Raw genomic sequence first — 12893 nt, 5'->3', positions numbered from 1 at the left:
ATAATGTTTATATTTAAAAAGATATAATTATGCTAAAACTAATTGTTCTGCTTGCCTAAGCACTTTCAAACCATCACACATGCCATAATCTCGTTGGTCTATAATTGCAACTGGTATGTTGTATGAGTTTGCAAGAAACTCTACAGCTGGAAATAAATATTTCACTTGTGGACCGATTAAAACGACATCGGCTTCTTTTATTTCAAGTTTCACAAGTTCTGAATCAACCGCCTTAATTTTATAATTCTTCCCCTGTTTCTTTGCCTCTTCTTGCATTTTTCTTACGACCATACTCGTTGACATACCTGCTGCACAACATAATAAAATATACATCTTATACTGTCACTTTCTCTTCTACTCGTTTATGAAGAGTAATAAATTCTTCAGCTAGTTCTTTCACTGTAATTGCATTCATTAAATGGTCTTGTGCGTGCACTAACAGTAAACTGATTTCTGCATGAATTCCTCTTGCCTCTTCTTGAATTAAATCCGTTTGAATACGATGCGCTGCTGAAATTTCCTCACTAGCAAGTTTCATCTTTTCACCCGCATTCTCAAAATCTCCTTGTCTTGCAAAAGCGATTGCTTCAAGCGCTGCACTTCTCGCATTGCCACCATGTAAAATTAACGCAAATGGAGTTTGCATATCAGCCATTTTAAATTCCCCCAAGCTATATGTTTTCTATATTTTTATCTTATTATGAAAACGCATACAATTAAACATAAAAAACTTCCGTTATGTAACGGAAGTTTTTATATACTTTTTCAAAATGATAATAAAATCTCTTGAAAATCTTCAATTACCTCGGTCTGAGTAAGTTTCTCTATCGTAGTTTGACTAGACATAATATCATATAAAAAATCATAAAGCCTTTGCAAATCTTCATTATTATTGCGCTTTACACTAAATAAAATAATTACTTGTACTTTTTTATCTCCCCAATCAACAGCCTTTTCAAGTGTGCAAAACATCAAAAAAGTTTCCTCACTTAATAACTGCATCGGATGCGGGATTGCAACTGAATTCCCAACCGCTGTCGGAGACGTATTTTCTCTTTCCATAACAGAAGCATAAAAGTTTTCTTGTACATAATGTTTCTCAGCAGCTTTCTCACATAAAAACTGAATAACATCCTCTTTCGTAGAAGCACTATGATTTAAAAAGATTAAATCTTCCTTAATATAAGGCTGCACACTAGTATTCACATGCGTAAACAACCGCTGACCAATCGATTTAATCTCTTTATCATCAAATATTGAATTCACTTTTATAACTGGAACAGGCAAGCCACTCGGTATATGAATCGTACTAATAATACAATCTATTTTTTCTTTATAAAGATCTTCTACTTTCAATTGATAATAGCCTGTAATACCTACAATCTCTAATTTATCTCGGAACTGTGATAAAATTTTATATTTTAATAGTTGTGCACTTCCTTGACCAGTCGCACAAACTAATAAGCATCTTTTCTTTTGATTTTGCTCCTGCAAACGGCTCATCGCTCCGCCGAAGTGAATTGCAATATAGCCAATTTCACTTTCAGGGATCGATTCACCCGTATATTCACCAATGATATCTCCAACAAGAACCGCAATTTCAAAAGCATACGGATAATTCTTTTTCACTTCTGCCAAAAGAGGATTTCTCGTATTTAACTTATACTTCAAACGATTTAATAACGTTTTTAAATGAATACCAAATCCAAATAATAATTCTTCGTCATAATAAAAAATAAGATTCCGTTCTTCCGCTACTTTAAAAAGAATATGTTGCATAAATGCATATATATCTTTCCCTAATAGCTCTTCTACATTTTCATAGCGATCTCTCGTTGTAACAGCAGTACTTAATAAATGCATCGTCACATATAATACTTCTTCTTCTGGAAATGAAAATTTTAACTCTTTCTCTAAATCTCCTAAAATCTGCTTCGCAATTGTATATTCTTTCTTTATTATAAGTTCTGATTGCTCCGCATGCAGTCCTTTCATATAATGTTGACTTTGACAACGCTTTAATGCGATTGCAATATGAATGACCAAATTATCAATTTCTATATCAGATAAATATATTGTTCCGCCTTCAATATACTTTAATATAATTGAACGAATGAGTGATATATGAGGTAGCGATAAATACGTCTCCGTCTGCTCAAATTGCTCATGAAACGGAGTATGGTCATAACGCGGTAAACCATATTGTGATAAACAAGAACGAATATTAAATTCCTCTCCAACAATACGTATACCATAATACGGTCTCTTCTCAATTTGTAATTTATAGCGACTACATATATCTGTAACATCTTTCATAATTAAATTGACCGTTGATTTGCTCACATAAATCTCTTCTGCTAATTCTGAAAGCTTCACATATCCCTCTGTCGTTAAAACACGATGCAGAATATACGCTATTCTTTCTTCATAAGAAGTTGGGATCTTTTCCGTCTGTTTTTGAAATAGACTCACACAAAAGTCTTCAAATTTCTTCGTTTGTATAATTTCTAATTCGTACCCAGTCCCTCTTTGCGATTCGATTTTCGCTCCGTTTTCTTCCAATATATCATTTAATAATTTTATATCCTTTTGAATCGTCTTCGTCGATACATGTAAACGGCCCGCTAAAAAAGCTCGATTTAACATCGATTTCTCTTCTAAAAACTCCTCTAAAATAGAAATTAATCGCTGATGCACCTTTGTCATAGCTCTTCCTCTCGCTCTTTATATATAAATGGGGAAAAGCTGCTGAAATCAGTAGTTTTTCCCCTTTATATTCTCTCTATTTCTTTAATGTGAACCCGAATTTATCCCATGCTTGTAAATAATCTAATAAGAAAATTTCTTCTTCTATAATTCGACCAACTACATTTGTTTTTCCTGTATTCACCATATCTTTTAATGCAATTTGTAATTCGCCTTTATACTGGCCATATTGTTCATTATCAATTAATAAATCTCCACGCTTAATTTCACGCGTATTATGAGGTTTAAACTCTTCTTTTTTATATTTCACACGACTTTGTGTAGAACGAATCATATATTCAGATACATCTCCGCGATAAAAATGTGGTTCGTCTAATACGATAATTCTTTCTAATTCTGTCGTTGTATCATATAGTTCTATATCAAATGTTTGTTTCTCTTTATTTAATGCACCTAGTGCTTGTAATTCTTCTTCTGACGCATATGCGTTTGCAATAATAACATCATCAATTAATTCCGTCGCAAATAAATGCTTCGCCTGTGTTGTCATCGGTAATTCACGATGCTGCTCTAATGTACATAACCCTTCTGTTACTGGCCAAGGTCCGTATGTTGCATCAAATGATGAAATAAAAGCAGCCGTTCTCATACCGTAATCTTTAAATTGTTTCGAGCATTTAATGAAATGATCGTATGATAATCCTGAATAACGATGCGGATAAAAATTATGACAACCAATTAAATTTTCACGATTTGGTCTATGACTCATAATGTTATCTACATACTTCGTACCATTACTCATATTAATCTCAATTTTCAAACCATACGGATTATAAGTCATAATTGATTCTTCTAATCCTGAGAAACCAACATCTAAACGAATACCGTACGCACCTAATTCATGGAAGAATGATAAATCATTATACGAAATACCTAATTGTTCAAAAACAGATGGACTAATATCAACTAATACTTGGAACCCTAATGCATTCGCATGAGAGATCGTTTCTTTAAATTCTTCTATAATTTTCTCTTTTTCTCCATCCACAGATAATAAACATGTGAACACACGTGTAAATCCATATTTACTTGCTAATGTTAAATACTCCTTATCTTTCTCTACTGTTGAATGTTCTGGATAAATAGAAATACCTAATCGTCTCATATGTACACGCCTCTTTCTTCATCATATTGTAAACCTTTTCAAATATATGTAGTGAAAAAGTATATATCCCCTTCTTGTTCACTACCCTTTTGAATCCGCTTTCTTTAAAGAAAAAACAATTTCTATCATTCTTAACACCTACAAGTCTATACATCTATACTTTACATCTTTTTTTCATAGTTGTGTAGCTTTTACACAAATTTGTCAGTTTTTCATCTTAAAAATTGTTATCCGTTTTCAAGACACCTTCCTTGACTGTTTCATTGGCCAATACATATACTCGAAAGAAAAGAGAAAATTTTATATAGGGGATGAATATATGGGAGAAGCAATACTCGTAAAACGAGAACCGTTATGGACAAAAGAGTTTGTTGCTTTAATTTTTGCAAACTTATGTATGTTTTTAGGGTTTCAAATGTTAATTCCAACCTTACCTGTTTATGTGAAAGAAATTGGTGGCACAAGTTCCAATATCGGATTGGTTGTCGGCATGTTTACCGTTGCGGCACTTTTTGTTAGACCGCTAACTGGGAATGCCTTGCAAAAATTCAATAAAAAAATCATTTTAATGATCGGTACTGCTATTTGTTTACTTGCTATGGGCAGTTACCTTTTCGCCTCAACTATCTTTCTCTTGCTTGCTGTTCGTATTTTACACGGAGCTGGTTTCGGTATTACAACGACTACATATGGAACTGTCGTTTCTGATTTAATTCCCTCAGCTCGCCGCGGAGAAGGCATGGGATATTTTGGTCTTTCTGGAACAATCGCAATGGCCCTCGGTCCACTTATCGGACTATGGCTTATGCAAACATATAACTTCACAATTCTTTTTTTATGTGCATTATCGTGCACAATTGTTTCATTAATATTAACGAAACTACTTCAAATCCAAAAAACGAAACAGCCTCCACAACAATCATCTAGTACTTTTCTCGATGGATTTATTGAGCGTAAAGCTTTACTTCCTTCATTATTAATATTATGTATTACATTAATGTACGGAGGAATCGGAAGTTTTATCACACTATTTGCTACAGAAGTGGGCATAGCTGATATTAGCCTCTTCTTTTTATGTAACGCACTAGCAATCGCTGTAACTCGTCCATTCTCTGGAAAGCTATATGATGCAAAAGGCCATACATTCGTCATTATTCCGGGAGTTATTATAACGTTTACAGGTATTATTTTATTGTCGTATACGACGACAATTCCGAGCTTAATTATTGCTGCAGCATGTTACGGAAGTGGTTTTGGAGCGATCCAACCTGCACTACAAGCATGGATGATTGACCGCGTAGCACCGCATCGACGCGGCGTAGCAACGGCTACATTCTTCTCCGCATTTGACCTTGGAATCGGCGCTGGAGCTATTATATTTGGATTTATTGCTCATTTTACAAACTATGCAACTGTATATCGTTACTCCTCTCTATTACTTATTGCTTTTCTCTTCATTTACATTACAAGCATAAGAAAACAAAAGCATAGCGATAAAAACACGGAAAAAGCTGCTGGATAAATCAGTGGCTTTTTTATCGTGTTAAAAAATTATTTCCCCTCGTTTTGCTGTTATAAAACTACATGCATTTTCCTACATATTTTTTTAACTTTCATCAAAAAATATACGATGAACTCGCAGACGCTTTCCTTGATATTCAACTGGACATTATTATTCTAAAAAGTGTGATTTCTTTACAAAATTAAGATTTATACAAGATGAAAACCAATAAAATACAGCTGTTTCTTTAAGGAATTGTAAACTTTTCTTCTCTTTGTAAAATTAGTGTAAATTTTACTACCAAACCGTTTACAGTGCCTCAAGGTTCAGTTAATAATTACATCGTACATGAAATTTAAGGAGTGGAATGCGTGGAATATAATGTTCAAGATATGATCTTCCAGTTCATTGGTGGATTAGGTATTTTCTTATTCGGGATTAAATACATGGGCGATGGACTGCAACAAGCAGCTGGAGATCGTCTTCGTGATATTCTAGATCGTTTTACAACAAACCCACTTATGGGTGTACTAGCAGGTATGTTAGTTACTGTATTAATCCAATCCAGTTCAGGAACAACCGCTTTAACAGTCGGACTTGTAAGTGCCGGATTTATGACATTAAGACAAGCAATCGGTGTTATTATGGGTGCAAACATCGGTACGACAGTTACTGCATTTATTATCGGAATTAAAATCGGAGAATATGCTCTCCCAGTTATGGCAGTTGGAGCGATCTTACTATTCTTCTTTAAAAATAAAAAAGTACATTCTGTAGGTCAAGTTGTATTCGGTTTTGGTATGCTATTCTTCGGTTTAGAATTAATGAGCGCAGGTATGAAACCTCTTCGTTCTTTAGAGTCATTCCAAGATTTAATGATTAGCATGAGTGATAATCCAATTTTAGGAATTGTTGTCGGTACAGTCTTCACTTTAATTGTACAAAGTTCAAGCGCAACAATCGGTATTTTACAAGAACTATTCGGTCAAGGTGCAATCGATTTACAAGCATCTCTTCCTGTATTATTCGGTGATAACATCGGTACGACAATTACAGCAGTATTAGCAGCAATCGGTACTTCAATTGCAGCAAGACGTGCAGCATTAGTTCACGTTATCTTTAATATTATCGGTACAATTATCTTTACAATTTTATTAGTACCATTTACAAGTTTAATTCAATATTTCCAAACATCATTAAACTTGAATCCAGAAATGACTATTGCATTTGCACACGGAACATTTAACGTAACAAATACAATCATTCAGTTCCCATTCATTGCAGTATTAGCATGGATTGTAACAAAAATTATCCGCGGCGAAGATTCTGCTATTAATTTCAAACCGCAACATTTAAATCCAATCTTTATTGAACAATCTCCAGCCATCGCTTTAACTGAAGCTCAAAAAGAGATTGTGCGTATGGCTGAATTTTCATTACACGGATTAAAAGAAGCAAATCAATTTTTAAATACGCAAGACAAAAAACATGAAAACATGGCCACCCAACTAGAAGGAGCTATTAACAATTTAGATAAAAAAATTACCGAGTATTTAGTTTTACTATCAGAAAAGCCACTTTCACCTACGGATTCTGAAAAACATTCTGTTTTAGCAGGTGTTGTTGGAGATATTGAACGTGTCGGTGATCATGTAGAAAACCTTGTAGAACTTGTAGATTTCCAAATTTCAAATCGTGTTTCACTATCAAACGAAGCATTAGCTGAGTTAAACGAAATGCTTGAATTAACAATTTCAACACTGCAAGACTCAGTTGAAGCTTTAACAAACTTCGATACTGAACTAGCTCAAACTGTTATTGCAAAAGAACGCAAAATCGACCAAATGGAACGTGTTCTTCGTAAACGTCACGTATTACGTCTAAACGAACGCAGCTGTTCAGGTGATGCAAGTATCATCTTCGTCGATATGGTAAGTAACTTAGAGCGCATTGGCGATCACGCTGTAAATATCGCTGACGGTGTTTTAGGCGAACAAGGAAAAATCAATTTAAAACAATCATTATAATGAAAAAAGAGACGCTAACTTAAGCGTCTCTTTTTTCATTATATTTTAACAACTGTTCTTCCTTTTAACTTTCCTTGCAATATAAGTGTAAACTTCTTCTCTAATTCTTCTAATGTACATTCTTCTGTATAAGATAGTAATTCTTTATTTCCCCATTCTTTCGCTAAAAGCGTCCACACATCTCTTCTCACATCCACTGGACATTGCACGGAATCTACCCCTAAAAGGCTTATGCCTCGTAAAATAAATGGATATACTGTTGTTTGTAGTTCCTGGCCTGCCACATTACCGCATGTCGTTACACAACCACCATACTTTACTGTTTTTAAAGCTGTTTCTAACATATGTCCACCTACAGTATCGATAACTCCGGCGTATATCCCTTTTAACATCGGTCTTCCTGATTCATCATTCAATTCCGCGCGATGAATCACTTTTTTCGCTCCTAGACGTAGTAGCATCTGTTCCTCTTCCATTTTCCCTGTCGCTCCTACTACGTTAAACCCTAACTTACTTAATATACTAACAGCTACACTCCCTACGCCGCCTGTAGCACCCGTTACTAAAACATCTCCCATACTAGGCTTGATTCCTGCTCCAATAAGCTTATATACCGATAAAGCAGCAGTAAAACCCGCTGTCCCATACATCATACTTTCCTTTAATGACATTCCTTCTGGTAAAGGCACGACCCAAGATGATGGGACGCGAATATATTCTCCGAAACCACCCGAGGTATTCATACCTAAGTCATATCCCGTTACAATAACTTGATCTCCTACCTTAAAGGAGTTATCTTCACTACTCACAACTTCTCCTGCGGCATCAATTCCTGGCGTATGGGGATACGTTCTCGTAACACCTTTATTACCAGTAGCTGAAAGGGCATCTTTATAATTTAATGAAGAATAATGAACTTGTATGAGTACGTCTCCCTCAGGTAAACTACTTACTTCTCTCTCAATAACTTTTCTTACAAACTGATGATTTTCCGTTTCGTTCACAACGATTGCTCGGAATGATGTATGATTCATTATGCTCTCTCCTTTATCCGTCAAATTCTTCTTTATTATATAGAAGAAATAAGTAAGCTTACTCATTTCTTCTTGGCTATATTTCAACAAATCTTACTTCCCTATCTCTTTCTCATAATATATATTTTCATTTCTACTAATAGCCCTTATACTTATTCTACATCTACAAAATAATATATAGAAAATCTGACTTTTTATAAATAAATTGAATTTTTACGAAATGTAAATGATTTGTAATGTTTTTTTTCGCTAAATTTCATTATAATAAGTGGATATGAGTGTCGTATTTCAATCCAAATGAAGGAGTACAAGAAATGGAGCAAAACCCATCTTTGCAAGAAAATACACGCAGTAAACCGAAAAAAAATAAGAAAAAAATAAAAATTATTATAAGCGCTATACTATTCGTTTTATTAATAGGCGGCGGTTATACTTGGTTTTTAGTAAATAAAGCATCTTCTGCTGTTCGAAATGCCGCACACGATTTAGCACGCGGTGATAAATCTGATTTACGAGATAAAGCTGTAAAACCTATTACAAATAACGTCTCTGTTTTAATAATGGGTGTTGATGAAAGCGATGTCCGAGGAAAAGAATATGGTGAAGCTATAAGAACAGATGCGCTTTTACTTGCAACATTTAATAAAGATAGCAAAACTGTTAAACTATTGAGTATCCCACGTGACACATATACTTATATCCCAATAGAAAAGAAAAAAGATAAAATTACACACGCTCATGCATTCGGTTCTGCTAAAAACGGAAAAAATGGCGGACCACAAGCAAGCATTGATGCAGTTGAAAAATTAATGAATGTTCCTGTCGATTATTTTGTGAAATTTAACTTTAAATCATTTATAAAAATCGTCGATGACTTGGGCGGTGTTGAAGTTGATGTACCAGTTGAATTTACTGAGCAAGATAGCAATGATAATGCTGAGGCAATTCACCTAGAAAAAGGTGTTCAAAAGTTAAATGGTGAAGAAGCTCTTGCTCTTGCTAGAACAAGACACATCGATAGTGATGCAATGCGTGGACAACGTCAACAACTCGTTATCGAGGCTATTTTAAAGAAACTAACAAGTGTTGGTTCTGTAACAAAAGTTGGCAACATCATTGATGATATTAACGGACAATTCGTTACAAACTTAACATTTGATGATATGCTTTCATTCTATAAATATGGATCGGATTCGGAAATTGAGAAATTACAAATCCAAGGTGATGATTGCTATATGGCAAAAGGTGACGATACATGTAGCAAATCTGCTGGTGGTGGTCGAACTTACTACTACAATCCAGATAAAAAAGAATTAGCTAATGTTACAAATGAACTTCGTACTCATCTTGGGCTACCTGCATATACAAAGTCTGACTCAGACTCTGATTCGAAAAAGACAAAAGAATCTAAGTCTGAAAATTCAAGTGAACGCGAATCAAGTAACAATGAAGTGAAAAATAAGAACAAAAATAGCAGTGAAGATACAGAAACATCGTCTAACGACAATGAATAGTAAAGAAGCAGTACTCTATGGAGGTAGAGTACTGCTTCTTTTTATTTCTTCAGAATCAAAAATCAGAACTTTCTAACTATCTTTTTTAATATTTTTAAATTATAATAAATAGTAGCAATCTATTCCAATTATCAGGGGGCTCATACATATGAAAGCTGCAGTAAAACATAACATCTCAGATTTTAAAGACTACTTAAAATCCAACGATATATACATGGAAGAAAATATAGATGAAAATGATGGCTCTGTTCATTTTTCAGTAGGATTAGAGACAGAAGCTGGCGCAAAAATTCAACTTATCGCTGCTTTCCAAAACGAACATCCTACGGTAGATATATACTGCTTCAATGTTGCTCACGTGCCTGATGCAACATCAACAAATGATATTTTACATGTTATTAATGAATTAAACACATCTTATCGCTTTGCAAAATTCACATTAAACAAGCAAAATGCAATTGATATTTCAGCATCTCTTGCATTCTCAGAACCAAACTTTAATCCAGCACTTGTCTTTGAACATACGAGAATGCTATATAAATTAGCAAATGACGAATATAAAAACTTAATGAAAGTTATTTGGGCATAAAGTAAAACTATAATCCGTTAGGTTTACGGGCAATAAATAAAAGGATGGGCTGTAAGCAGCACCATCCTTTTATTTTGATATCATATCGATCCACATTTTAACAGCAGTGCCTACAATTAAAGTGGACAATACATATTGCAGTACTTTTTGATTTAGCCTCTTCCCGACTCGTGCTCCAAGTGGCGCAGCAAATATACTGGCAACCGCAATAATTAGAGCTGGAATGATAACTACTTGCCCAGTAATCACTTTTCCAGTCGTAATCCCTATTGAGGAAATAAACGTAATAGCGATAGATGTCGCGATCGTCATGCGCAGTGGTAATTTTAAAATAACTAGCATAATGGGAACTAAAAGGAACGAACCTCCAGCTCCTATAATGCCTGAAGCTCCCCCTACAACGAACGCTAACAAGCTTGCTAACCATTTATTATACTTCACATCTCCACTATTATTTTGTTTCGGTACAAACATCATAATAGCTGCAATTGTAGCTAATGCTGCATAAACAACATTGACTGTATGTTCCTCTAATATGTTAGCACCGAAACTCCCTATGAAGCTTCCTATTAATATACTAGCTCCCATATACATAACTAACGTTTTATTCATGTCATTACTTTTCCGGTATGCCCACGCGCCTGCAAAAGTTGCAAAGAATACTTGTACCGCTGTAATACCGCTCACTTCATGTGACGTATAGCCAGTAAATCCTAGCAATACTGGAATGTATAAGATCATTGGATAATTAATAATCGCGCCACCAATCCCAACCATTCCTGATATAAACGATCCTATAAACCCAATTATAAAAAGTAATACGACTAAGCTCATCTTACATCCCCCGCCTTCTAAAAAGAAGGTGATTTAAATGAATAAGTTTACATTCCCATCCGAAGCATCTGCTAAATATGCCCCTACGCCTGCAAACTCTACCCCTTCCATAATCTCTTCCTCTTTTAACCCTAATAAATCTACTGTCATTTGACAAGCTACAAGTTTAATTCCTTGTTCTTTCGCCAAATCAATTAAATCTGGCAAAGGCATTGCATTATGCTTTTTCATAATGCCTTTAATCATCTTTGGTCCCATACCAGCAAAATTCATTTTGGATAACCCCATCTTATCAGCACCGCGTGGCATCATTTTTCCAAATACTTTTTCTATAAATGTTTTCTTTACATTCACATATTCGTCTTTCCTTAAAGCATTTAATCCCCAGAAAGTATGAAAAATAGTTACCTCTTGATCATACGCCGCTGCGCCATTTGCAATAATATAAGCAGCCATTGCTTTATCGTAATCTCCGCTAAATAACACGATTGTCGTTTTCTTCTGTTGTTCCATATTGTTCTCCCTCCAATTACCTATAGGGGTATTTATCTGTTTATAAAAAGGCCCAAATCACTTACTTCACTATATGACTTTACCTTCCCACGCTAACATACCACCTATCATATTGATTGCTTGAAAACCGTAGCTCTCTAGAAACTGAACTGCTCTTCCACTTCTTCCGCCAGAGCGACAAACGATAATATACTCTTTCTTTTTATCCAACTCATGCATTCGAAACTCTAATAGCCTTAGCGGAATATTACATGCTTCTGGAATTCTTCCTTCTGCTACTTCTTCTACTTCACGGACATCTACGATATTTACTGCTTCTTTACGTAACAATTTTTCTTCTAATTCTTTTGCTGTCATTTCTTTCATTTTAAAGTCCCTCCTCACAAAGCATTCATACCACCTGAAACGTTTATTACTTGCTGAAACCCTAGTTTTTTCAACATCTTTGCAGCTTGCTTACTTCTCATTCCACTTTGGCAAATAACGATTACTTCCTTATTTTTATCTAACTGACTTGCTCTACTAGCTAACTCATTTAACGGGATATTCTGAAATCCTTTCATATGATTTCCTCTATATTCACCTACTGTACGAACATCGATAAGTTGTTTCTCCTTTTTTTCCACTATATTCTTTAATTCTTTTCCACTGATATTTTGCACACCTTTCACTGGTAAAAATCGTGAAATAACAAACCATGTAGCAAGTACAATGAAAAGCGTACTTACTATTGTGTTCATATAACCACCCTCTCTGCATTTATAACAATATTTTTTCCTACGCCTTCTTAATCCAAAATTTTAGCACATCAGCTTCTTCTACATGTTTTACGATGTCATGACCACCTTTATTTGCCCACGCTGGAATATCCTTAACTGATCCTTTATCCGTTACATGTACTTCTAACACTTCTCCAGTTTGCAAAGTATCCATCGCTTTCTTCGTTCTTACAATCGGCATTGGACATGCTAAACCTTTCGCATCTAATACTTGTTTTATATTCATCATCA

The 12893-nt window shown here is 34.8% G+C and carries 14 protein-coding genes; 4 read left to right on the top strand and 10 right to left on the bottom strand.

Translation table 11 applies throughout. From position 1 onward, the window contains the following. Nucleotides 1-27: 27 nt before the first annotated feature. From MHH27_RS04470 to MHH27_RS04455, 4 genes are all read right to left on the bottom strand, one after another. The gene (locus MHH27_RS04470) at nucleotides 28-333 is read right to left on the bottom strand and encodes a PTS sugar transporter subunit IIB (RefSeq protein ID WP_000275645.1); all 306 of its coding nucleotides are present in this window, start codon (nucleotides 331-333) and stop codon (nucleotides 28-30) included. 1 nt (nucleotide 334) lies between these two features. Next, a complete protein-coding gene (locus tag MHH27_RS04465) occupies nucleotides 335-655 on the bottom strand; it encodes a PTS lactose/cellobiose transporter subunit IIA (protein WP_090978468.1) in 321 nt (106 codons plus the stop codon). Nucleotides 656-765: 110 nt separating this feature from the next. Beyond that, entirely contained in the window at nucleotides 766-2706 is a 1941-nt protein-coding gene (locus tag MHH27_RS04460; protein ID WP_090978466.1) for a BglG family transcription antiterminator, read from the bottom strand. A 76-nt stretch (nucleotides 2707-2782) separates the two neighbouring features. Beyond that, nucleotides 2783-3871, bottom strand: a complete 1089-nt coding sequence (locus tag MHH27_RS04455) for a DUF871 domain-containing protein (RefSeq protein ID WP_001253350.1) — start codon at nucleotides 3869-3871, stop codon at nucleotides 2783-2785. Nucleotides 3872-4190: 319 nt separating this feature from the next. Between MHH27_RS04455 and MHH27_RS04450 the strand changes: the two genes are divergently transcribed. Next, complete coding sequence (locus MHH27_RS04450; RefSeq protein ID WP_000503255.1) at nucleotides 4191-5393, top strand: MFS transporter; 1203 nt, start codon at nucleotides 4191-4193, stop codon at nucleotides 5391-5393. Between the two features lie 350 nt (nucleotides 5394-5743). Next, complete coding sequence (locus tag MHH27_RS04445) at nucleotides 5744-7399, top strand: Na/Pi cotransporter family protein (protein WP_090978464.1); 1656 nt, start codon at nucleotides 5744-5746, stop codon at nucleotides 7397-7399. A 38-nt stretch (nucleotides 7400-7437) separates the two neighbouring features. Here MHH27_RS04445 and MHH27_RS04440 read toward each other — a convergent pair whose 3' ends face one another. Continuing rightward, nucleotides 7438-8433 (bottom strand): YhdH/YhfP family quinone oxidoreductase, encoded by a 996-nt coding sequence (locus tag MHH27_RS04440; RefSeq protein WP_340941726.1) that lies wholly within the window; start codon nucleotides 8431-8433, stop codon nucleotides 7438-7440. A 314-nt stretch (nucleotides 8434-8747) separates the two neighbouring features. Between MHH27_RS04440 and MHH27_RS04435 the strand changes: the two genes are divergently transcribed. Both MHH27_RS04435 and MHH27_RS04430 read left to right on the top strand, forming a co-directional pair. Then, nucleotides 8748-9947, top strand: coding sequence for an LCP family protein (locus MHH27_RS04435; protein WP_000437406.1), 1200 nt, complete (start codon nucleotides 8748-8750; stop codon nucleotides 9945-9947). A gap of 148 nt (nucleotides 9948-10095) precedes the next feature. Continuing rightward, nucleotides 10096-10536: a hypothetical protein gene (locus MHH27_RS04430; protein ID WP_000642361.1), complete on the top strand. Its 441-nt coding sequence runs from the start codon at nucleotides 10096-10098 to the stop codon at nucleotides 10534-10536. A 69-nt stretch (nucleotides 10537-10605) separates the two neighbouring features. On the opposite strand, the gene MHH27_RS04425 is transcribed toward MHH27_RS04430, so the two are convergent. The 5 genes from MHH27_RS04425 to MHH27_RS04405 all read right to left on the bottom strand — a co-directional run bounded on the left by MHH27_RS04425 (nucleotide 10606) and on the right by MHH27_RS04405 (nucleotide 12891). After that, nucleotides 10606-11370 carry a sulfite exporter TauE/SafE family protein gene (locus MHH27_RS04425; RefSeq protein ID WP_000060742.1) on the bottom strand — a complete coding sequence of 255 codons (765 nt, stop codon included), beginning with the start codon at nucleotides 11368-11370 and terminating at the stop codon, nucleotides 10606-10608. A 33-nt stretch (nucleotides 11371-11403) separates the two neighbouring features. After that, on the bottom strand, nucleotides 11404-11883 hold the full coding sequence (locus MHH27_RS04420; protein ID WP_167319878.1) for a DsrE/DsrF/DrsH-like family protein: 480 nt from the start codon (nucleotides 11881-11883) through the stop codon (nucleotides 11404-11406). A 69-nt stretch (nucleotides 11884-11952) separates the two neighbouring features. After that, nucleotides 11953-12249, bottom strand: coding sequence for a rhodanese-like domain-containing protein (locus MHH27_RS04415; RefSeq protein ID WP_044783308.1), 297 nt, complete (start codon nucleotides 12247-12249; stop codon nucleotides 11953-11955). Nucleotides 12250-12263: 14 nt separating this feature from the next. Beyond that, entirely contained in the window at nucleotides 12264-12623 is a 360-nt protein-coding gene (locus MHH27_RS04410) for a rhodanese-like domain-containing protein (RefSeq protein WP_340941720.1), read from the bottom strand. Between the two features lie 37 nt (nucleotides 12624-12660). Next, nucleotides 12661-12891 (bottom strand): sulfurtransferase TusA family protein, encoded by a 231-nt coding sequence (locus tag MHH27_RS04405; protein WP_016513699.1) that lies wholly within the window; start codon nucleotides 12889-12891, stop codon nucleotides 12661-12663. Between the last annotated feature and the right edge of the window lie 2 nt (nucleotides 12892-12893).

Source organism: Bacillus sp. FSL L8-0152 (assembly GCF_038006365.1).
Taxonomy (GTDB): domain Bacteria; phylum Bacillota; class Bacilli; order Bacillales; family Bacillaceae_G; genus Bacillus_A; species Bacillus_A cereus.
This window is presented reverse-complemented; position numbering and strand designations above follow the sequence as displayed.

Excerpts from the sequence above, each read along its gene's own strand:
- MHH27_RS04470 (WP_000275645.1), bottom strand. The coding sequence starts at position 333 with ATGTATATTTTATTATGTTGTGCAGCAGGTATGTCAACGAGTATGGTC.
- MHH27_RS04465 (WP_090978468.1), bottom strand. The coding sequence starts at position 655 with ATGGCTGATATGCAAACTCCATTTGCGTTAATTTTACATGGTGGCAAT.
- MHH27_RS04460 (WP_090978466.1), bottom strand. The coding sequence starts at position 2,706 with ATGACAAAGGTGCATCAGCGATTAATTTCTATTTTAGAGGAGTTTTTA.
- MHH27_RS04455 (WP_001253350.1), bottom strand. The coding sequence starts at position 3,871 with ATGAGACGATTAGGTATTTCTATTTATCCAGAACATTCAACAGTAGAG.
- MHH27_RS04450 (WP_000503255.1), top strand. The coding sequence starts at position 4,191 with ATGGGAGAAGCAATACTCGTAAAACGAGAACCGTTATGGACAAAAGAG.
- MHH27_RS04440 (WP_340941726.1), bottom strand. The coding sequence starts at position 8,433 with ATGAATCATACATCATTCCGAGCAATCGTTGTGAACGAAACGGAAAAT.
- MHH27_RS04435 (WP_000437406.1), top strand. The coding sequence starts at position 8,748 with ATGGAGCAAAACCCATCTTTGCAAGAAAATACACGCAGTAAACCGAAA.
- MHH27_RS04430 (WP_000642361.1), top strand. The coding sequence starts at position 10,096 with ATGAAAGCTGCAGTAAAACATAACATCTCAGATTTTAAAGACTACTTA.
- MHH27_RS04425 (WP_000060742.1), bottom strand. The coding sequence starts at position 11,370 with ATGAGCTTAGTCGTATTACTTTTTATAATTGGGTTTATAGGATCGTTT.
- MHH27_RS04420 (WP_167319878.1), bottom strand. The coding sequence starts at position 11,883 with ATGGAACAACAGAAGAAAACGACAATCGTGTTATTTAGCGGAGATTAC.
- MHH27_RS04415 (WP_044783308.1), bottom strand. The coding sequence starts at position 12,249 with ATGAAAGAAATGACAGCAAAAGAATTAGAAGAAAAATTGTTACGTAAA.
- MHH27_RS04410 (WP_340941720.1), bottom strand. The coding sequence starts at position 12,623 with ATGAACACAATAGTAAGTACGCTTTTCATTGTACTTGCTACATGGTTT.
- MHH27_RS04405 (WP_016513699.1), bottom strand. The coding sequence starts at position 12,891 with ATGATGAATATAAAACAAGTATTAGATGCGAAAGGTTTAGCATGTCCA.